The sequence below is a fragment of the Micromonospora sp. WMMD882 genome, from assembly GCF_027497255.1.
Classification (GTDB): domain Bacteria; phylum Actinomycetota; class Actinomycetes; order Mycobacteriales; family Micromonosporaceae; genus Micromonospora.
Map to the genome: position 1 here is coordinate 3,108,920 of NZ_CP114903.1, position 18,597 is coordinate 3,127,516.

An 18,597-nucleotide genomic window follows, 5' to 3' on the forward strand; every position below is an offset into this window, starting at 1 on the left:
GTCGCCACGGGCGCGTCCCCGCCGGCCCGGCTCAGCCGGACCGGCAGCGGGCCACGGGTCACCGCCACCCGGTCGACGGTGACGTGCGGCGTGTCGGCCAGCCAGTCCCGTACCTGGTCGGTGGGGGCGAGCCCGAGGAAGACCGGACCGTCGGCGGTCCGCGCGGTCAGCCGGAGCCGGTCCACCCCGGCCGGGACGAACGGGGCGTCCCGACGCAGCAGGGCGGCCAGGTCGGTGACGACCACCGCGTGCCCGGTCGTGGCGACCGGCTCGAACCGGGCGCGGAAGCCGTGGTCGGGGTCGGCGTACCGGGTCGCCGCCCAGAGCGCGCCTGCGGCGACGAGCGCCACGATCGCGATGACCAGCAACAGTGTTCCGGCGAGCGCCCGTGCGAAACGCATCCGTGTCGTCCTCCTCGTGCCGAGTACCTGGACGACCTTACCCAGACAAGCGGCACATTCCCCGGATATCCGGGCCAAGTGGACAATCACCCCGCCGGGAACGGCGTCGGCCCGTCGGAAAACCGACGGGCCGACGCGCCGACCGCCACCCCAGGAAGATCCACCACCCCAGAAAGATCGCCACCCCAGAAGGGTCGCCACCCACGGAAGCGGCAGCTCACGAAGGAGACGAGAGCTCAGGACGACCTGGTCGGCTCCCGACGGGTACGCGCGAACGCCGCGCCGCCCAGCCCCAGGCCGGCGAGCCCGGCGACCAGCCCGGCCACCCCGAGGCCGACGGAGAGCCCGCCGCCGTCGGACCCGGAGTCGGCTTCGGAGTCGGCGGCGGCCTCCGGCTCGGCCGACGGCTCCGCGCCCGACGCGGTCAGGGTCAGCACCGGAGCGGGGCTGTCCGGCTCCTCGCCGCCGGGGGTCGGCTCCTCGATCCACCGCTGCACGTTGCCGTCCGAGTAGGTCTGGAGGGTCTTGAAGACCATCGTGTCCACCTGCGGCAGCGGCCCCATCGACACCGGGAACTCCTGGAACTCGCCCGGTTTGACCCCGCCGCCCGCCGCCGCCGTCCAGGTCAGCTTGGACACCACCTCGGTGAGCTGGCTGCCGTGCACCTCCACCGGCGGGTCGACCGTTCGCTTCTCCACCGCTACCGTCCACCCGGACACCGGCATCGTGGACACCGAGCCGACCGGCGCGTTCTCCGGGAGCACCACCTCCACCTTGGTGGTGGCGGCGGTGTCGCTCTCGTTCGGCACGCGGAACGCGAACCGACCGTAGCCGCCCTGGGTGGCCTCCTTCGGGTTCACCGTGACGTGCGCCGAGGCCGACGCGGCGAAGCCGAGAACGGCGACGGCGACAGCGCCGAGGGTGAGGCTGGCGGCGACGCTTGCGGAACGCCGATGACGGATCATGGAATCAGGACCTTTCCTAACGTACGGGCACGGTGGCGGTCACCGTGGCCTGGTCGATGTCGGACGTGCGTACGGTGAACCGGAACTGCCAGTCCCCGGCGGCCGGCAGGCTGATCTCCCCGGTGGCGTGGTTGTCGGTCAGCGGCAGCAGCGGCACCTCGATCGCCTCGATCCCGGCCGCCGGCAGCGCCGCCGTGACCCGCCACTCGGCCACCGGCTGCGGCGAGCCGTCCGGCGCGTACGCGTACAGGTGCACCGAGTTGTTGCCCCGTTCGGCCGGGGTCACCTCCACCTGGAGCGAGTAGATCGGGCTGGTCAACGTGGTGCTGAACGAGGTGACCGCCGAGCCGCCGGAGTCGGCGGCGGTGGTCCGCGCCGGTGGGGTCTGCACCAGCGTCGCAGAGACCCCGAGCACCACCGCCGCGACCGCCAGCTCCAGCCACAGCGCCCGCCGCAGCGGCCGGGGCCGGGCCGCCGCGCTCCACCTGCGGACGAGCTGACGGGAGACCGCGGCCACCCCGATCACCAGCACGAACAGCACGATCTTGACGAGCAGCAGCCGACCGTAGGTGGTGCTCACCAGCTTCTCCGGGGAGCCCACCTCGATCAGGCCGTTCACCGTGCCGGCCAGCAGCAGGGCGGTCACCGCGAGCGCCGCCCAGCGCGACCAGACCGGCAGGATCGCGCCCAACTCCCGCTCGTCGGCCCGGGGCAGCAGGAACACCGCGAGCACGACCAGCCCACCCAGCCAGACGGCCATGCCTCCCAGGTGCACCGCATCCACGAAGATGGTCAGCGGCGGGGCCGGCGAGGCCGCCGCGTGCCCGGCCAACGGCCAGGTGAGCAGCGCCGCCCCGCCGAGGATCGCCAGGATCACCCGGTCGGCCCGGCCGCCCCGGCCGGACAACACCGGCCGCAGCAGCAGCGCCGAGGCCGCCAACAGCCCCAACCGGACCAGATGGGTCACCCCGAAGTCGCTGCCCAGCACGTCCCGGAAGCCGGCGCCGTCCACGTCGAACAGGCCGCCGCCGACGGTGTACGGCACCTGCGTCCAGAGGCCGGCCAGGGTGCCCAGCAGCAGCACCCCGAGCCCGGCCCAGGCGACCCGGGCCGGACCGCGCCGGTCGAGCCGGCCCGGCCAGAACACCCCGAGCATCAACAGCGGCCCGACCAGCAGGAGCAGACCCGCGTACGTGAGGAATCTGGCGACCTTGACCGCGACGCCCACCGCCGGGTCGGCGCGGCTGTCCGTGCCGGTGTCCACCGGCACGGTCGACGGCGCGCCGACCGAGTACGTGAACGCCCCCGAGACGGGGTGGCTGTCCGCCGACACCACCCGGTAGCTGACCAGGTACGTCCCGCGCGCGCCGGCCGGGTCGACGGCCACCGTGACCAGGCTGCCGGAGAAGTTCGGCTCCCCCCGGTCGGCCCGCGACCCGTCCGGCGCGATCACCCGGATCCGGTCGGGCACCTTGCGGACCGCCTCGCTGAACGTCAGCACCACCTCGGCCGGCGGGCTCGGCACCACCGTCTCGGCGGCCGGACTGCTGCTCACCAGCACCGCGTGCGCGCTCGCCGGACTGGCCGGCGCGAGCAGCAGGGCGACCAGGGTGACCAGCAGCCCGGCGGCGGCGACCAGCCGGGCCAGGGGTCGGGGGACCGTACGGCGGGGGTTCACGGCAGTCATACCGCTCATGCTCGCCGAAAAGATCCCGATCGGACCACCCCGTCTCACCCGTGCGCCGCCACGGCAGGTGTCGACAGCGGCCGATCGAGTTGGCGGGTGACCCGGCCCAGCGCCCAGAGCAGACCGGCCTGGACCACCGCCGCCAGGTGACCGATCTCGTGCACCAGGGCGGTGGTCGAGTTGGCGATGTCGACCGCGCTGGTGCCGGCCAGGCAGACGGCGAGCACGAACGCGACCGGGACGAACGCCTGGGCCCGCTCCGGCCGGTACGCGGCCAGCGCGAAGCCCACCGCGAGCGCCACGTCGAAGGAGGCCATCTCCCGGCTGACGTGCGGATCCACCCCCATGCCGAGGCCGGCGAGAAGGATCGGCAACGCCACCGCGAGCTGGGCCGCGGCGGCCACCGCCACCGCCACCCGCAGCACCTGCCGGCGGGCCCGGACGGCGGCTGTGGCGGCGGCACGCGCCGCCGCCGCCTCGGCGGCCACCGCCGCCAGCACCCCGGCGGTCAGATCGGGTACGGCCACCGGCTGCACCCGGACCAGTCGGGTCACCTGCTCGGCCCGGGTCAGCCAGCCCCGGCAGCCGGGGCAGGAATCCGTGTGCGCGTCGAGCGTGGCCGGCGGGGCGCCCGGGTCCTCGCCGTCGAGCCGCGCCGACAGCGCCGCGCGTACGTCGTCGCATGTCATGGTCGGATAGTCGGCCGGGGTTCCGGAAAAGTTCCCGACGTGGCGCATGCCATGGCCGGCCGAAGGAGCCCGTCCCGCCCCCGCCGTCCGCGTAACCTGGGGTGTCGTGATCCCCGCACCGCGTGACACCACCGAGGTCGCCCCCGACGGCGACCCGGTCGACGCCGTCCCGGCCCCCCGGGAGGCCACCGGCGGGTCCCGGGAGGCCGGCGGTTCCGGCGGGGCCGGCGGTTCCGGTGGGGCACGCGCGGCCGGCGGGGTGGACGCGACCAGGGCCGGCGGGGCGGACGCGGCGACGGCGTGGGCGCTGACCGCGCGCGGCGGAGACCCGGTCGCCCAGGCGGCCCTCGTCCGGCTCACCCAGGCCGAGGTGTGGCGGTTCGTGGCCGCGCTGACCGGGCCGGGCGACGCGGACGACCTCACCCAGGAGACCTACCTGCGGGCGTTCCGGGCGCTGCCGTCGTTCGAGGGTCGGGCGAGCGCCCGCACCTGGCTGCTCGGCATCGCCCGGCGGGCCTGCGCCGACCACCTGCGGACCGTGGTCCGCCGCCGGCGACTCGACGACCGGCTCACCGCCCAGGCGCACACCGACCGGCCGCACCCCGACCCGGCCGGGCACCTCGGCGCGAGCGACCTGCTGCGCCGCCTGCCCGACGACCGGCGGGAGGCGTTCGTGCTGACCCAGGTCCTCGGCCTGTCGTACGCGGAGGCCGCGGCGGTGGCGGGCGTGCCGGTGGGCACGATCCGCTCCCGGGTGGCCCGGGCCCGCGGCGAGCTGGTCGAGGCGGTCGGCGAGGCCCTCACCAGTTGACCGGGGAACTTCCCGCCGGATCGGAGCGACAAATGAGCGTGACCGCGACCCGAGACGCCCGACCCGTACGCTGGCCCGTCCTGCGACCGTGGCTGGGTCTCGCCTGCCGGCTCGGACTGGCCCTGGTGTGGTTCCTCGCCGGCGGCAGCAAGGTCGGTGACCTGGCCGCGTCCGGTCGCGCGGTGCACGCGTACCAGGTCATGCCGTACGACGTGGCGACCGTGGTCGGCGCGGCGCTGCCCTTCGTGGAGCTGGCGCTCGGCGTGCTGCTGCTGGTCGGGCTGGCCACCCGGCTCGCCGCCGGGGTCTCCGCGGCGCTGCTGCTGGTCTTCGTGGCGGGCATCGCCTCGGCCTGGGCGCGCGGGCTCGCCATCGACTGCGGGTGCTTCGGCGAGGGCGGCCAGCTCGCCGCCGGCCAGAGCCCCACCTACGGCCCGGAGATCCTCCGGGACCTGGGCTTCCTGGCGCTCGCCGGGTTCCTGCTGATCTGGCCCCGTACCCCCGCCTCGGTCGACGGCTGGCTGGCCGGGGCGCCCGTGGAGGACGACGATGAGTAGTCGCAAGGGACGTAACGAAGCGGCCCGGGTGGTCCGCGAGCAGCTCGCCCGGGAGCAGCGGCGACGCCGGGCCGTCTGGGTCTCCGCCGCCGCGGTGGCGGTGCTGGTGATCGCCGGTCTGATCGGCTGGAGCGTCTTCGCCGGCCAGCGGTCCGCCGACTACACCGCCCCGACCGGCGCGAACGACGCCGGCACCGGGATCGTCGCCGGCTCCGGGCCGGTCACCGTCGACGTCTACGAGGATTTCATCTGCCCGGCGTGCAAGCAGTTCGAGGAGACCACCGGCCCGACCCTGGCCACGCTCGTCGCCGAGGGCAGGGCCCGGGTGATCTACCACCCGGTGGCCTACCTCGACCGGTTCTCCACCACCCGGTACTCCACCCGCGCGTCGGCGGCCTCCGGCTGCGCCGCCGAGGGCGGCCGGTACCGGGAGTACGCCGCGGCGCTGTTCGCCCGGCAGCCGCCGGAGGGCGGCCCCGGGCTCGACGACGACACGCTGGTCGAGATCGCCGCCGAGGTCGGCATCGACCGGGACGGGTTCGCCTCCTGCCTGCGGGAGGGTACGTTCACGCCGTGGACCGAGCACGTCACCGAGGAGGCGAGCCGGGCCGGCGTCACCAGCACCCCGACCGTCCGGGTCGACGGCGAGCCGGTCGCCGACCGCAGCCCGGCCGGGATCACCGCGGCCGTCGAGGCGGCCGGCCGGTGAGTCGACGCCGGCCCTTCCGGCACGTGCCGCCGGCGGTCGGGCCGCCGATCGCCACCGCGGCCCTGGTCCGCGCGGGCGTCGTGGCCCGCGCCGTCGCCGCTGTCCTCGTCACCACCGTCGCCGTGCTGCTGGGCGCCGCCGGGCCGGCCGCCGCGCACGGCGCGGACGCCCCGAACGGCAGCGACTACCGGGTCGCGGTGACCGCCCTCACGCCCGCCCGGCCGGGAATCGACGTCCGGGTGGTCGAGGCGGGCGCCCGGCTGGAGCTGCGCAACGACACCGACCGGACGGTCACCGTGCTCGGCTACTCCGGCGAGCCCTACCTCCAGGTACGCCCCGACGGGGTGTACGAGAACACCCGCTCCCCCGCCACGTACCTGAACCGGACCCTCGCCGGGGAGACCACCGTGCCCGCCGGGGTCGACCCGGCCGCCACGCCGTCCTGGCAGCGGGTCTCCGGTCAGCCGGTGGCCCGCTGGCACGACCAACGGGCGCTGTGGCGGCAGGCCGCGCCGCCCCCACAGGTCGCCGCCGCCCCCGACCGGGAACACCGGGTACGGGACTGGGTGGTGCCGCTGCGCGACGGGGACACCGCCGTGGAGCTGACCGGCGTCCTGGACTGGGTGCCGCCGCCGGACCCGTTCCTGTGGTGGGTGGCGATCGCCATCGGCGCGCTCGCGCTCGGCGCGCTCGGTCTGCTGCCGGCCGGCCGGCGGGCGGGCCGGCGGGCGCTGGTCGGCCTGGGCGCGCTGCTCGCCGTCGGCGGGGCCGCCGCCGTGGCGGTCGCGGTGGGCCGGGCCGCCGACACCGGCGCGCAGGGCGTCGGGGAGCTGCTCGGCGCGTTGCTGACCGGGCAGGTGTGGGCGTTGATCACCGGGCTGGGCGCGGTCGCCGCCGGAGGCTGGGCGGTGACCCGCCGGGCGGCGGCGGACTTCGCGCTGACCCTGGCCGGGGTGTGTCTGGCCCTGATCGTCGGGGTGACCAACGCCGCCGTCCTCGCCCGGTCGGTGCCCCCGCTGCCCTGGCCCCCCGGCATGTCCCGGGTGGTGGTCACGGTGGTCCTGCTCACCGGCGCGGGCGCAGCCCTGGCCGGGCTGTTCCGCCTGCACGCCGAGAGCCGGACGGTCGGCGCCCGGACCGCCGCGGTCGACCCCGACCCGTCCGACGTCGTCCCGCCGCACGCCGGCCCGACGCGCGCCGCCCCGACGAACGCCGGTCCGGCCGGCGCCACCCCGGCCGGGGGCGGTCCGGTCAGCGACGGATGACGAAGCCGTACGGCAGTTCGAGGCGGTGCCGGGCCAGCAGCTCCTCGTCGGCGAGCAGGTCCACCGTCGGCGCCTCGGCGACCACCCGCCCCCCGTCCAGGATCACCGACCGGTCGCAGAGCTCCAGCGCGTAGGGCAGGTCGTGGGTGACCATCAGCAGGGTCACCGGCAGGGCGCGCAGGATCCCGGCCAGCTCGCGCCGGGACGCCGGATCCAGGTTCGAGGAGGGCTCGTCCAGCACCAGGATCTCCGGGCGCATCGCCAGCACCGTGGCCACCGCCACCCGGCGGCGCTGCCCGAAGGAGAGATGGTGCGGGGCCCGGTCGCGGTGGTCGGTCATCCCGACGGCGGCGAGCGCCTCGTCCACCCGGGCGGCCAGCTCCGCGCCACGCAACCCCAGGTTGGCCGGGCCGAACGCCACGTCCTCCGCGACCGTGGGCAGGAAGAGCTGGTCGTCCGGGTCCTGGAAGACGATGCCCACCCGACGACGGATCTCGGCCAGCGTCGCCCGGTCCCGGGTGACCGGCAACCCGCCGACCGTCACCGTCCCCCCGGTCGCGGCGAGAATGCCGTTGAGGTGCAGCACCAGCGTGGTCTTGCCGGCGCCGTTCGGGCCGAGCAGGGCCACCCGGTCCCCGCGCGGCACGGTCAGGTTCACCCCGTCCAGGGCGACATGGCCGTCGGGGTAGGCGTACCGGACGTCACGCACGTCCAGCGAGGGCGGCTGGGTCGACACGCCCCCGATGATGTCAGGCCGCCGGTTCACGGCAGAACGACGGCGTCACGTCAGGACGACGGCTCACGTCAGGACGACGGCGGTGGCGGCGATACCGGCCGCCAGCAGCGGCACCGTCGCCGCCGCCGCCCACTGCCCGACCGTCGCCGCGCCGCCGCCGTAGAGCGCCACCGGCATCCGGCCCGTGTAACCCCGGGAGAGCATCGCCAGGTAGACCCGCTCGCCCCGTTCGAAGGCGCGCAGGAACAACGCGCCGACGCCGGCCGCGAAGCCCCGCAACTGCCACAGGAACCGGGGGTCGTCGCCCCGGGAGACCCGGGCCACCCGCATCCGCCGGGCCTCCCCGACCAGGACGTCGAGGTAGCGCAGCATGAACGTGGCGATCTGGGTGAACACCTGCGGGCAGCGCAGCCGGTCCAGGCCGACGATCAGGTCCCGGACCGTGGTGGTCGCGGCGAGCAGCAGCGACGCGAGCACGCCGAGGGTCCCCTTGGCGAGGATGTTCCACGCCCCGTACAGGCCCTCGACGGCCAGCGGCAGGCCGAGCACGTCGACCCGGTCACCGGCGGCGAGGAAGGGCAACGCGAAGGCGAACAGCACGAACGGCAGCTCGATCATCGACCGGGTGAGCAGCCAGCCCGGACCGATCCGGGCCAACGCGGCGACGGCGGCCACCAGCGCCGCGTACCCGCCGAAGGCCCAGAACGCCTCGCGCGGGGTGGCGACCACCGCCACGGTGAACACCACCATCGCCACGATCTTGACCTCGGGGGGCAGCCGGTGCACCGGCGACGTGCCGGCCCGGTGCAGGACGTGCGTGTGCCCGGCGCCCACCGCGTACCCCTGCTCAGCCGACCGGACCGGCGGTGGCCGCGCCGCCCCGGTCACCGGCCCGGCCGGCGGTGTCGGCGGGGTGGTCCTCTGCCGCCGGGTGGTCGTCGGCGGGATCGTCGGCGGCGTTCGGTGAGCGGCGACGCAGCAGCCAGAAGCCGCCCGCGCCGACGGCGAAGGTGAGCAGCACGCCGAGCACCCCGGACAGGCCGGTGGAGAGGAAGTCGTTGTCGACGCCGCTGATGCCGTAGTCGGCCAGCGGGCCGCCGATCTCGTGCTCCTTCTCCTGCCGGGCCGGGCAGTCCCCGCCGGTGATGGTGTCGTCGGCGTCGAACGTGCAGCCCTCGCGCAGCGACGAGTCGAGGCCGTCCGGGTGGCCGGACGCGAAGTTGCTGACCACCCCGGCCAGCAGCAGGGCCACCAGCAGCCCGCCGACGAGGAACCCCCAGGAACGCTTTCTCACCGCACACCTCCGACGGTCGGCACCGGGCGCGCCGGCGCGGACCGCAGCCCGCGCAGCGCGTAGACGAGATCGGGTCGCACCTTGGCGACGGTGACCACGGTGGTCGCGGTGATCAGGCCCTCGCCGATGCCGATCAGCAGGTGCGATCCGGCCATCGTGGCGGCCAGGCCGCCGAGGTTGCCGCCCAGGTCCGTGGTGCCGCCGAGCCAGTACTGGACGACGAAGCCCATGGCCGCCACCACCACGCTGAGCAGGGCGGAGACGAACGCGGTCACGGCGAGGCCGGTCGGGTTGCGGGGCAGCACCCGCAGCAGGGCGGCGATCAGCAGGTACGCCGCCGCGGTGCCGATGATCGCCATGTTGGTGATGTTCAGGCCGAGCATCGCCACGCCGCCGTCGCTGAAGACCAACGCCTGCACGACCAGCACCACCGCCACGCAGAGCGCGCCGACCCACGGGCCGACCAGCATCGCGGCGAGCGCGCCGCCGAGCAGGTGGCCGCTGACCCCCGCCGTGAAGATCGGGAAGTTGAGCATCTGCACCGCGAAGATGAAGGCGGCCACCAGGCCGGCCATCGGCGCGAGCCGGTCGTCGAGGTCGCGTCGGCCGCGCAGGACGCAGAAGGTCAGCGCCGCCAACGCCACGGCCGCGAAGACCGCGGCCACGGGACCGTTGATGATCCCGTTCGAGATGTGCATCGCCAGGCTGTCCACGCCACCTCCCCGGTAGGGCGACGGGAGGTCCCGCCGACGCCTCACCCTATTTCCGGGCAGGTGTTGTTGCCAACCGTTGGCAACAAGGTGATGACCTCGGTCACCCTGCGCGGACGCCGCCGTACCGGGATCCGGGCGGGGTCGGCGGTAGGGTCACCGCATGACCGCGCCGCACCGTCTCAGCCCCGGCGACCCCGCGCCGGAGTTCACCCTGACCACCGACACCGGCAGCACCCTCACCCTGGCCGACCTACGGGGCCGCCGGGTGATCCTGTACGCCTACCCGGCCGCGATGACCCCCGGCTGCACCAGGCAGGCCTGCGACTTCCGCGACTCGCTCGCCTCGCTCCGGGCCGCCGGGTACGAGGTGGTCGGCATCTCCCCCGACAAGCCGGAGAAGCTGGCGAAGTTCCGCGACCGGGACGCGGTCACCTTCCCGCTGGTGTCCGACCCGGACCGGGCGGTGCTCACCGCGTACGGGGCGTACGGCGAGAAGCAGTCGTACGGCCGGACGGTCACCGGCGTGATCCGCTCCACCTTCGTGGTGGACGAGGACGGGAAGATCGAACGGGCGCTCTACAACGTCAAGGCCACCGGTCACGTCGCCAAACTGCGCCGCGACCTCGGGCTGGACTGAGACCGTCACACCGGGCCACTACGGTGCGTACGTGGTCCGGTACCGGTACACCCCCGAGGCGCTCGCCGACGCGGCGGCGCGTTCCCGCAACGTCACCGAGGTCCTGCGCCTGCTCGGCGTTCGCCTCAGTGGCGGCTCGCACGCGCACGTCAGCCGCCAGCTCAAACGCTTCGGCATCGACACGTCCCACTTCAGCCGCCGCCCTCTCCACCGGGTCTCCCGGGGCCGCCGTACCTCCGCCGCCGACCTGCTGGTCCGGCTGGCCGACGGCTCTCGACGCACGCCCGGCGTCCGGCTCAAATGGGCGCTGTCCACCATCGGTGTCCCCGAGCAGTGCGAGGAGTGCGGCCTCGGGCCGCGCTGGCAGGGTCGGCCGCTGATTCTGCACGTCGACCACGTCAACGGTGACTTCCTCGACAACCGGCCACCGAACCTGCGCCTGCTCTGTCCGAACTGTCACAGCCAGACCGCGACGTACGCCGGCCGGAACCGGCGACCCGCGCCCCTCCCCCTCGGCCCGCCGGGCCCCGGCGGGAAGATCGAGCCGAGCGGGCCGGTCCGACCTCTCACCCCGCCGGAGATCGAGGCGCTGATCCGTCAGGTGGCGGCCGGTGAGGTCACAGCGGTGGAGGCCGCGCGACGGATCGGCTGCCACCGCAACCACGTGTACCGGATCCGTCACCGCCTCGACGAGACGGGCACGGTGACCCCGCGGCCCCGCGTCGCCGGACGGAACGCGGAGGACGCGCAGCTCGTGGTCCGCTTCGCGCTGGCGAACCCCACCCTGGGGCCGCGGAAGCTCGCCGAGCTGATCCGGACGACCACCGGTGGTCGGGCTCGCCCCAGTCACGGAACGGTGTCGAACGTCCTGCGGGACGCCGGTCTCAACACCGTCAAGGCACGACGCACTAGACTCTCCGGTCAGGCGGGAGTGGTGTAACTAGGCAGCCACGCAGGATTTAGGTTCCTGTGCCTTCGGGCGTAGGGGTTCGAGTCCCCTCTCCCGCACGAGGATGCCGGCGCCGTGCGCGCCCCCGGGCGTCAGGAAGCGCTTCCTGACGCCCGGGGCGGGTCGTCGGTGGCGAGCCGGACGGGGTCGCCGACGGCGACCGTGCCGACCGCGACGGGCACCAGGTTGAGTCCGAACACGACGGCCCGGTCGATCCGGCGGTGCCGGGCCAGCGTGCGCAGAGGCTCCTGCCCGGTCCGCGTCCCGGTCTCCTGGTCGACGGTGGTGACGGCGCAGCGGTCGCAGCCGCCGGCGGCGCGGAAGACGCTGTCGCCGATGCGCAGGTCGCGTCCGGTCCAGCCGTCCTCGGCCCAGGCGGGCGCGCCCTCGACCACCAGGTTCGGCCGGAACCTGGCCATCGGCGCCGGCGCGGCGTCGGCCTCGGCCAGCCATCCGTTGAGCGCGTCCAGCGAGGCGGTGACGGTCAGCAGCAGCGGGTACGCGTCGGCGAAGCTGACCTGGTCGCCCGGGTCGTGCCGGCGGTCGCCGCGCGCGATGTGCCGGGTGGGGCGGGCGAGCCAGACCAGCCGGACGGGGTGGCCGAGGGCGGTGGTGAGCCAGGCGTCGGCGGCGGGGCCGGCGGCCCGCGCCTCGACGTCGAACTTCCGGTGCCGGAAGGTACGCGCCGGCGTCGGCTCGCCGCCGGTGGGTTCCGGCACGTCCAGGTCGGGGTGGCCGGGGCCGCGCAGCACGAGTCCGCCGGACCGGAGCGTGGGTCGCAGCGTGGCGAGCGCGGGGTGCCGCCGCTGGGTCACCCCGACGCCGTCGGCGTCGACGATCATCCAGCGCCGGTCGCCGGCCAGGCCCCACGGCTCGACCCGGGCCGCGTCGTGGTCGAGCCGGTGGCACCCCTTGACCGGGTACGTGTGCAGCGCGGCGACCCTCACCAGGCGACGCCGATGCCGTCTCCGGGGTACCAGTGGTTGATCGGGGTCTCCCGGTAGGCGAGGAACCGCCGCCCGGTGCGTTCGGCGTGGTCGGCGAGGACGTTGGTGGCGGTGACGTTGTCGGTGAGCAGCATGGCGCCGGGGGCGAGTTTCGGCTCGACGGCGTCGAACTCGCGCTTCTCGTGGGCTTTGCTGTGGTCGCTGTCGTGCAGGAAGAGGTCGACCGGGCGGTCCATCGCCTGGATGGAGGCGATGGAGTCGCCGATGACCAGGTCGACGACCTGGGACCAGGGCGCGGTGCGGGCGAGGTAGCCGGCCTCGGGGTTGATGTCCAGCGAGCTGACCCGGCCGGGGTCGCCCTCGGCGGTGTTGCGCAGCAGGGCGGCGGCTAGGACGCAACTGCCGAGGCCCTTGTCGACGCCGGTCTCGACGATGTGCTGCGGTTTGCGGGCGCGGACGATGGCGTACCAGCCGACCCGGCGCGCGTACCGGACCTGCCGGTCGGCGAGGCCGCGGCGGGCGGCGCCCCGGGTGGCCTGCTCGATGTGCCGGCGCAGGGTGTCGTCGCCCTCGATCTCCTGGAAGTACGCCTTGACCTGCTTGACGGGGGTGTCGCAGACGACGCTGACGAACCAGGCGAGGTGGCTCTTGCTGAGCCAGGTGAGGTCGTACGTGTAGTTGTGGTGCTCCCGGGAGGTCACCAGCCAGCGGGCGGAGACCTTCAACAGCCTGGTGTCGTGCCGGGCGACCCGGACCAGCCGCTTGGGGAAGGCCGCCACGGGGGCGAGCGGGGTACGGGCGATCGCCCGCCGAAGCTTGGTTGCGTCCACGGAAGGGTTTTACCACCCGTACCTGGGGCGAGCGCCAGCATCAGTTTGCCGTCGTCGGGTTCGGGTTCGGGGTCGGGGGTGGGTGCGGGCGGGTCGCCCGGTCGATGATCGTCCTGCTCATCACCGGTGTCGGGGGCGGGTGACCCTTGCCTGGTGAAAGTTTCCATGCATAGAGTCAGTCCGTGAATGAAACGGCTACCGTGGGGCCGGCGCCGGGTGACCGGCTGCTGGACCTGTTCCACGGTGTCCGGCTCACCCCGACCCAGCGGCGGATCGCCCAGTGTCTGGTGCGGCACGCCGCCACGGTGGCGTACCTCTCCGCCGCCGAGGTCGCCGAGCTGGCCGGGGTCAGTCAGCCGTCGGTGACCCGGTTCGCGGTGGCGCTCGGCCACGACGGCTATCCCGCGCTGCGCCGCCGGCTGCGGGCGCTGACCGCGACCGGGTCGGCCGGGCCGACCCCGTCGACCGCCGGCGACAACGAGTTGCAGCGCGCCGTCCGGGCCGAGATCGGCAACCTGGACCGGCTGGCCGGGCAGCTCGCCGACCGGGACCGGATCGCCGCGGCCGGCCGCCTGCTCGCCGCCAGCCGGCCGCTGCCGGTGCTCGGGCTGCGCGCCGCCGCGCCGCTGGCCGCGTACTTCGCCTTCTTCGCCGCGAAGGTGCACCCGGACGTGCGGGTGCTCGACACCGGTGGCAGCCTGCTCGCCGACCGGCTCGACCAGGCCGCCGCCGCCGGGGCGGGGGCCCTGCTGGCCCTGGTGCTGCCCCGCTACCCCCGGGAGACCCTGGACGCGCTGCGGGCGGCCCGCGAGGCCGGGCTGCGGGTGGTGGCGATCACCGACTCGCCGGTCAGCCCGGCGACCGAGCACGCCGACGTGGTGCTGCCCGCCGCGGTCGGCACCGACCTGGTCTTCGACCTGCACACCGCGCCGATGGCGCTGGCCATGGTGGTGCTCCAGGCGATCTGCGACGCCACGCCGGCCGAGACGCAGGCCCGACTGGAGGCGTTCGAGGCGTCCGCCGCCCGCCGGCAGGTGTTCCTCGGATGATTGTCCGCCGACCGACGTCGCGTCGACAGTTGTTCCTCGGGACGACCGCCCGCCGACCCCGGCGTCGCGGGGTGGCCGTCCGCCGACCGTCGTCGCCCGGGGCGCGGCGACACCGACCGTTGTTCCACGGGTGAGAGGGGATCCGACATGGACCAGCCCGTCCGCGCCGCGCGCGGCGTCGACCGTACCGCCCGGGGGTGGCCGCAGGAGGCCGCCCTGCGGATGCTGATGAACAACCTCGACCCGGAGGTCGCCGAGCGTCCCGAGGACCTGGTGGTCTACGGCGGCACCGGGAAGGCCGCCCGGGACTGGCCGTCGTACCACGCGCTGGTGCGGACGCTGACCGAGCTGCGCGACGACGAGACGATGCTGGTGCAGTCCGGCCGCCCGGTGGGGGTGCTGCGCACCCACGAGTGGGCGCCCCGGGTGCTGCTGGCCAACTCGAACCTGGTCGGCGACTGGGCCACCTGGCCGGAGTTCCGCCGCCTGGAGCAGCTCGGCCTGACCATGTACGGGCAGATGACCGCCGGCTCGTGGATCTACATCGGCACGCAGGGCATCCTCCAGGGCACCTACGAGACGTTCGCCGCGGTCGCCGCCAAGCGCTTCGGCGGCAGCCTGGCCGGCACGTTGACGCTGACCGCCGGCTGCGGCGGCATGGGCGGCGCGCAGCCCCTCGCGGTCACCATGAACGGCGGCGTCTGCCTGGTGCTGGACGTGGACCGGTCCCGGCTGGAGCGCCGGGTCCGCGACGGCTACCTGGACATCGTCGCCGACTCGCTGGACGAGGCGCTGACCTGGACGGTGATCTCCAAGCGGGACCGGCTGCCGCTCTCCGTGGGGGTGGTCGGCAACGCGGCCACGATCGTCCCGGACCTGCTGCGCCGGGGCGCGCCGATCGACATCGTCACCGACCAGACCAGCGCGCACGATCCGCTGTCGTACCTGCCGGAGGGGGTGGACCCGGCCGACGCCCGGGAGTACGCCGCCGCGAAGCCGGCCGAGTACACCGAGCGGGCCCGGGCGTCGATGGCCAAGCACGTCGAGGCGATGGTGGGCTTCCTCGACGCCGGCGCGGAGGTCTTCGACTATGGCAACTCGATCCGCGGCGAGGCGCAGCTCGGCGGGTACGGGCGGGCGTTCGACTTCCCCGGTTTCGTGCCGGCGTACATCCGGCCGTTGTTCTGCGAGGGGAAGGGGCCGTTCCGGTGGGCGGCGCTCTCCGGCGACCCGGCCGACATCGCCGCCACCGACCGGGCGATCCTGGACCTGTTCCCGGAGAACGAGTCGCTGGCCCGGTGGATCCGGCTGGCCGGCGAGCGGGTCGCCTTCCAGGGCCTGCCGGCCCGGATCTGCTGGCTCGGCTACGGCGAGCGGGACCGCGCCGGGGTGCGGTTCAACGACATGGTCGCCTCCGGTGAGCTGTCCGCGCCGGTGGTGATCGGCCGGGACCACCTGGACTGCGGCAGCGTCGCCAGCCCGTACCGGGAGACCGAGGCGATGGCCGACGGCTCGGACGCGGTGGCCGACTGGCCGCTGCTGAACGCGCTCGTCAACACGGCCAGCGGGGCGTCCTGGGTGTCCATCCACCACGGCGGCGGGGTGGGCATCGGCCGGTCCCTGCACGCCGGGCAGGTCTGCGTCGCCGACGGCACCCCGCTGGCCGGGCAGAAGATCGAGCGGGTGCTCACCAACGACCCGGCGATGGGCGTGATCCGGCACGTGGACGCCGGCTACCCGCAGGCCCGTGCGGTCGCCGACCGCGCCGGCGTCCGCACCCCGATGGCCGAGGAGTGAGCAGCGCCGTGGTGGCGGACCGGTTCCGCGAGTTGTGGGACGAGATCGCGCCGATCGGGCGGGACGCGCGCACCGGCGGCTACCTGCGGTACGCGCTGACCGAGCCGGAGCGCCGGCTGCGGGAGTGGTTCCGGGCGCAGGCGGACCGGCGGGGCATGCCGGTCACCGACGACGGCAACGGCAACCTCTTCGCCCGCTGGGGCGACCCGGACGCCCCCGGGGCGGTGCTCACCGGCAGCCACTTCGACTCGGTGCCGCACGGCGGGGCGTACGACGGGCCGCTGGGCGTCGTCAGCGCCCTGCTCGCCGTGGACGAGCTGCGCGCCGCCGGGGTCACCCCGGCCCGACCGGTCGTGGTGGCCGCGTTCGTGGAGGAGGAGGGGGCCCGGTTCGGTGTGCCGTGTCTGGGGTCGCGGCTGCTCACCGGGGCGATCCCGGTCCAGCGGGCGGCCGGGCTGCGCGACGCCGACGGGGTGAGCTTCGCCGAGGCGCTCGGTGACCGCCCGGCGGGCGCCCGGCCGGAGCTGCTCGCCGGGTGCTCGGCGTTCGTGGAGCTGCACGTGGAGCAGGGGCGGGCGCTGGTCGACCGGGACGCGCCGGTCGGGGTGGCCACCGCGATCTGGCCGCACGGCCGCTGGCGGTTCAACGTGACAGGCGAGGGCAACCACGCCGGCACCACCCGGATGGCCGACCGCCGCGACCCGATGCTGACCTGGGCGTTCACCGTCCTCGCCGCGAACAAGGAGGCCCGGCTGCGGGGCGCGCACGCCACCGTCGGGCGGATCCTGGTCGAGCCGAACGCGACGAACGCGGTCCCGTCCCGGGTGACCGGCTGGCTGGACGCCCGCGCCGCCGAGCCGGGCCCGCTCGCCGAGCTGGTCGAGGCGGTACGCGGCAAGGCCACCGAGCGGGCCCGCCGGGACGGCACCGAGGTCACCGTGACCGAGGAGTCGACCACCCCGCTCGTCGGTTTCGACGCGGAGCTGGGTCGCCGGTTGGCGGCGCTGCTGGACGCGCCGACCCTGCCCACCGCCGCCGGGCACGACGCCGGGGTGCTGGCCGGGGCGCTGCCGACGGCGATGCTGTTCGTGCGCAACCCGACCGGGGTGTCGCACTCCCCCGCCGAGTCCGCCGGCGACGACGACTGCGCCGCCGGGGTGACCGCCCTGGCCCGGGTGCTGGAGGAGCTGACGTGCCGGTGACCCGCTGGCTGGCCGAGCACGCCTGGCTGCCCGACCGCCCCGAGCCCACCCCGGACGTGCTGATCGAGACCGACGGCGGTCGGATCACCGCGGTCACCCCGCTGACCGGCCGCCGGCCGCCCACCGCCGGGGTCGAGGTGCTCGCCGACGCGGTACGGCTGCCCGGGCTGACCCTGCCCGGCCTGGCGAACGCCCACTCGCACGCCTTCCACCGGGCGTTGCGCGGGCGCACCCACGCCGGTCGGGGTGACTTCTGGAGCTGGCGGGACGCCATGTACGCGGTGGCCGACCGGCTCGACCCGGACACGTACCTGGCGTTGGCCCGGGCGGTCTACGCGGAGCTGGCGCTGGCCGGGGTGACGGTCGTCGGCGAGTTCCACTATTTGCACCACCGCCCGGACGGCGGCCGGTACGCCGACCCGAACGCGATGGGCGCGGCGCTTGTCGAGGCCGCCGCGCAGGCCGGCGTCCGGATCACCCTGCTGGACGCCTGCTACCTGACGGCGGGGGTGGACGGCGCGCCGCTGGTCGGGGCGCAGCGCCGCTTCGGTGACGGGGACGCGGACCGCTGGGCCGAGCGGGTCGACGGGTTCCGGCCGGCCGGCGGGCACGTCCGGGTCGGCGCGGCCGTGCACTCGGTGCGGGCGGTCCCGGCCGACCAGCTCGGCACGGTCGCCGGGTGGGCCCGCCGGCACGACGCCCCGCTGCACGTGCACCTGTCCGAGCAGCCGGCCGAGAACGACGCCTGCCGGGCCGCGTACGGGCGGACGCCGGCCGGGTTGCTGGCCGAGCGCGGGGTGCTCGGGCCGACCGTCACGGCGGTGCACGCCACCCACCTGACCAGCGCCGACGTGGGTCTGCTCGGCGCCAGTGGCGCCGGGGTGTGCCTCTGCCCCACCACCGAACGGGACCTCGCCGACGGGATCGGCCCGGCCCGTCGGATCGCCGACGCGGGCAGCCCGCTCAGCCTCGGCAGCGACAGTCACGCGGTGGTCGACCTGTTCGAGGAGGCCCGCGCGGTGGAGCTGGACGAGCGGCTGCGCACCCGCCGACGTGGCCACTTCCCGCCGGTCGAGCTGCGGGACGCGGCGACCGTGGCCGGGCACGCCGCGCTGGGCTGGGACGACGCCGGCCGGCTCGCCCCCGGGGCGCGCGCCGACCTGGTCACCGTACGGCTGGACAGTCCCCGGACGGCCGGCGTACCGCCGGTGGGGGTGTTCTTCGCGGCCGGCGCGGCCGATGTCACGCAGGTGGTGGTGGACGGCCGGGTGGTGGTCCGCGACGGTCGGCACGTCGACGTCGACGTGCCGACCGCCCTCGCCGAAACGATCGAGGCGGTGCTGCACCGGTGAGCGCGAG

At 75.2% G+C, this 18,597-nt stretch carries 19 protein-coding genes and 1 tRNA gene; 11 read left to right on the forward strand and 9 right to left on the reverse strand.

The features are described from left to right. Positions 1-637: 637 nt before the first annotated feature. Genes O7606_RS12755 through O7606_RS12765 form a run of 3 tightly spaced genes read right to left on the reverse strand, consistent with a single transcriptional unit; the run spans position 638 to position 3,742 of the window. Positions 638-1,366 (reverse strand): YcnI family protein, encoded by a 729-nt coding sequence (locus O7606_RS12755; protein WP_281599328.1) that lies wholly within the window; start codon positions 1,364-1,366, stop codon positions 638-640. Positions 1,367-1,382: 16 nt separating this feature from the next. Next, positions 1,383-3,062: a copper resistance protein CopC gene (locus O7606_RS12760; RefSeq protein WP_281599329.1), complete on the reverse strand. Its 1,680-nt coding sequence runs from the start codon at positions 3,060-3,062 to the stop codon at positions 1,383-1,385. A 35-nt stretch (positions 3,063-3,097) separates the two neighbouring features. After that, the gene (locus tag O7606_RS12765; protein WP_281599330.1) at positions 3,098-3,742 is read right to left on the reverse strand and encodes a zf-HC2 domain-containing protein; all 645 of its coding nucleotides are present in this window, start codon (positions 3,740-3,742) and stop codon (positions 3,098-3,100) included. 259 nt (positions 3,743-4,001) lie between these two features. Between O7606_RS12765 and O7606_RS12770 the strand changes: the two genes are divergently transcribed. The 4 genes from O7606_RS12770 to O7606_RS12785 are packed head-to-tail and all read left to right on the forward strand — an operon-like array spanning position 4,002 to position 7,084. After that, entirely contained in the window at positions 4,002-4,553 is a 552-nt protein-coding gene (locus O7606_RS12770; protein ID WP_281599640.1) for a sigma-70 family RNA polymerase sigma factor, read from the forward strand. Positions 4,554-4,585: 32 nt separating this feature from the next. Continuing rightward, complete coding sequence (locus O7606_RS12775; RefSeq protein ID WP_281599331.1) at positions 4,586-5,110, forward strand: MauE/DoxX family redox-associated membrane protein; 525 nt, start codon at positions 4,586-4,588, stop codon at positions 5,108-5,110. Beyond that, positions 5,103-5,819: a thioredoxin domain-containing protein gene (locus tag O7606_RS12780; RefSeq protein ID WP_281599332.1), complete on the forward strand. Its 717-nt coding sequence runs from the start codon at positions 5,103-5,105 to the stop codon at positions 5,817-5,819. The genes O7606_RS12775 and O7606_RS12780 overlap by 8 nt, the downstream gene beginning before the upstream one ends. After that, the gene (locus O7606_RS12785) at positions 5,816-7,084 is read left to right on the forward strand and encodes a hypothetical protein (RefSeq protein ID WP_281599333.1); all 1,269 of its coding nucleotides are present in this window, start codon (positions 5,816-5,818) and stop codon (positions 7,082-7,084) included. The genes O7606_RS12780 and O7606_RS12785 overlap by 4 nt, the downstream gene beginning before the upstream one ends. Here O7606_RS12785 and O7606_RS12790 read toward each other — a convergent pair. From O7606_RS12790 to O7606_RS12805, 4 genes are read right to left on the reverse strand one after another with little or no spacing between them, the layout of a single operon-like run. Beyond that, entirely contained in the window at positions 7,071-7,832 is a 762-nt protein-coding gene (locus tag O7606_RS12790; RefSeq protein ID WP_281599642.1) for an ABC transporter ATP-binding protein, read from the reverse strand. The two genes, O7606_RS12785 and O7606_RS12790, sit on opposite strands and share 14 nt — an antisense overlap. A gap of 51 nt (positions 7,833-7,883) precedes the next feature. Further along, positions 7,884-8,654, reverse strand: coding sequence for a cobalt ECF transporter T component CbiQ (cbiQ, locus tag O7606_RS12795; protein ID WP_281599334.1), 771 nt, complete (start codon positions 8,652-8,654; stop codon positions 7,884-7,886). Between the two features lie 13 nt (positions 8,655-8,667). After that, the gene (locus tag O7606_RS12800; protein WP_281599335.1) at positions 8,668-9,114 is read right to left on the reverse strand and encodes a PDGLE domain-containing protein; all 447 of its coding nucleotides are present in this window, start codon (positions 9,112-9,114) and stop codon (positions 8,668-8,670) included. Continuing rightward, positions 9,111-9,827, reverse strand: coding sequence for an energy-coupling factor ABC transporter permease (locus O7606_RS12805; protein ID WP_281599336.1), 717 nt, complete (start codon positions 9,825-9,827; stop codon positions 9,111-9,113). The genes O7606_RS12800 and O7606_RS12805 overlap by 4 nt, the downstream gene beginning before the upstream one ends. A 160-nt stretch (positions 9,828-9,987) precedes the next feature. Between O7606_RS12805 and bcp the strand changes: the two genes are divergently transcribed. From bcp to O7606_RS12820, 3 genes are all read left to right on the forward strand, one after another. Continuing rightward, positions 9,988-10,464 carry a thioredoxin-dependent thiol peroxidase gene (bcp, locus tag O7606_RS12810; RefSeq protein ID WP_281599337.1) on the forward strand — a complete coding sequence of 159 codons (477 nt, stop codon included), beginning with the start codon at positions 9,988-9,990 and terminating at the stop codon, positions 10,462-10,464. A gap of 31 nt (positions 10,465-10,495) precedes the next feature. Further along, a complete protein-coding gene (locus tag O7606_RS12815; protein WP_281599339.1) occupies positions 10,496-11,404 on the forward strand; it encodes a helix-turn-helix domain-containing protein in 909 nt (302 codons plus the stop codon). Continuing rightward, positions 11,390-11,472 (forward strand) — tRNA-Leu (locus O7606_RS12820). Before O7606_RS12815 ends, O7606_RS12820 begins: the two co-directional genes overlap by 15 nt. A 33-nt stretch (positions 11,473-11,505) precedes the next feature. On the opposite strand, the gene O7606_RS12825 is transcribed toward O7606_RS12820, so the two are convergent. Further along, positions 11,506-12,360, reverse strand: a complete 855-nt coding sequence (locus O7606_RS12825) for an MOSC N-terminal beta barrel domain-containing protein (RefSeq protein WP_281599341.1) — start codon at positions 12,358-12,360, stop codon at positions 11,506-11,508. Then, positions 12,357-13,190 carry a class I SAM-dependent methyltransferase gene (locus tag O7606_RS12830; RefSeq protein WP_281599343.1) on the reverse strand — a complete coding sequence of 278 codons (834 nt, stop codon included), beginning with the start codon at positions 13,188-13,190 and terminating at the stop codon, positions 12,357-12,359. Before O7606_RS12830 ends, O7606_RS12825 begins: the two co-directional genes overlap by 4 nt. A gap of 182 nt (positions 13,191-13,372) precedes the next feature. Between O7606_RS12830 and O7606_RS12835 the strand changes: the two genes are divergently transcribed. The 4 genes from O7606_RS12835 to O7606_RS12850 all read left to right on the forward strand — a co-directional run bounded on the left by O7606_RS12835 (position 13,373) and on the right by O7606_RS12850 (position 18,590). Further along, a complete protein-coding gene (locus O7606_RS12835; protein ID WP_281599344.1) occupies positions 13,373-14,239 on the forward strand; it encodes a MurR/RpiR family transcriptional regulator in 867 nt (288 codons plus the stop codon). 147 nt (positions 14,240-14,386) lie between these two features. After that, the gene (gene hutU, locus O7606_RS12840) at positions 14,387-16,036 is read left to right on the forward strand and encodes a urocanate hydratase (RefSeq protein WP_281599345.1); all 1,650 of its coding nucleotides are present in this window, start codon (positions 14,387-14,389) and stop codon (positions 16,034-16,036) included. Continuing rightward, entirely contained in the window at positions 16,033-17,238 is a 1,206-nt protein-coding gene (locus O7606_RS12845) for an allantoate amidohydrolase (RefSeq protein ID WP_281599347.1), read from the forward strand. The genes hutU and O7606_RS12845 overlap by 4 nt, the downstream gene beginning before the upstream one ends. Then, on the forward strand, positions 17,235-18,590 hold the full coding sequence (locus O7606_RS12850) for a formimidoylglutamate deiminase (RefSeq protein WP_281599643.1): 1,356 nt from the start codon (positions 17,235-17,237) through the stop codon (positions 18,588-18,590). Before O7606_RS12845 ends, O7606_RS12850 begins: the two co-directional genes overlap by 4 nt. Positions 18,591-18,597: the final 7 nt, after the last annotated feature.

What these genes read in the sequence shown, in the direction of transcription:
- O7606_RS12760 (WP_281599329.1), bottom strand. Translation starts at nt 3,062, where the DNA reads ATGAGCGGTATGACTGCCGTGAACCCCCGCCGTACGGTCCCCCGACCC.
- O7606_RS12775 (WP_281599331.1), top strand. Translation starts at nt 4,586, where the DNA reads ATGAGCGTGACCGCGACCCGAGACGCCCGACCCGTACGCTGGCCCGTC.
- hutU (WP_281599345.1), top strand. Translation starts at nt 14,387, where the DNA reads ATGGACCAGCCCGTCCGCGCCGCGCGCGGCGTCGACCGTACCGCCCGG.
- O7606_RS12780 (WP_281599332.1), top strand. Translation starts at nt 5,103, where the DNA reads ATGAGTAGTCGCAAGGGACGTAACGAAGCGGCCCGGGTGGTCCGCGAG.
- O7606_RS12755 (WP_281599328.1), bottom strand. Translation starts at nt 1,366, where the DNA reads ATGATCCGTCATCGGCGTTCCGCAAGCGTCGCCGCCAGCCTCACCCTC.
- O7606_RS12765 (WP_281599330.1), bottom strand. Translation starts at nt 3,742, where the DNA reads ATGACATGCGACGACGTACGCGCGGCGCTGTCGGCGCGGCTCGACGGC.
- bcp (WP_281599337.1), top strand. Translation starts at nt 9,988, where the DNA reads ATGACCGCGCCGCACCGTCTCAGCCCCGGCGACCCCGCGCCGGAGTTC.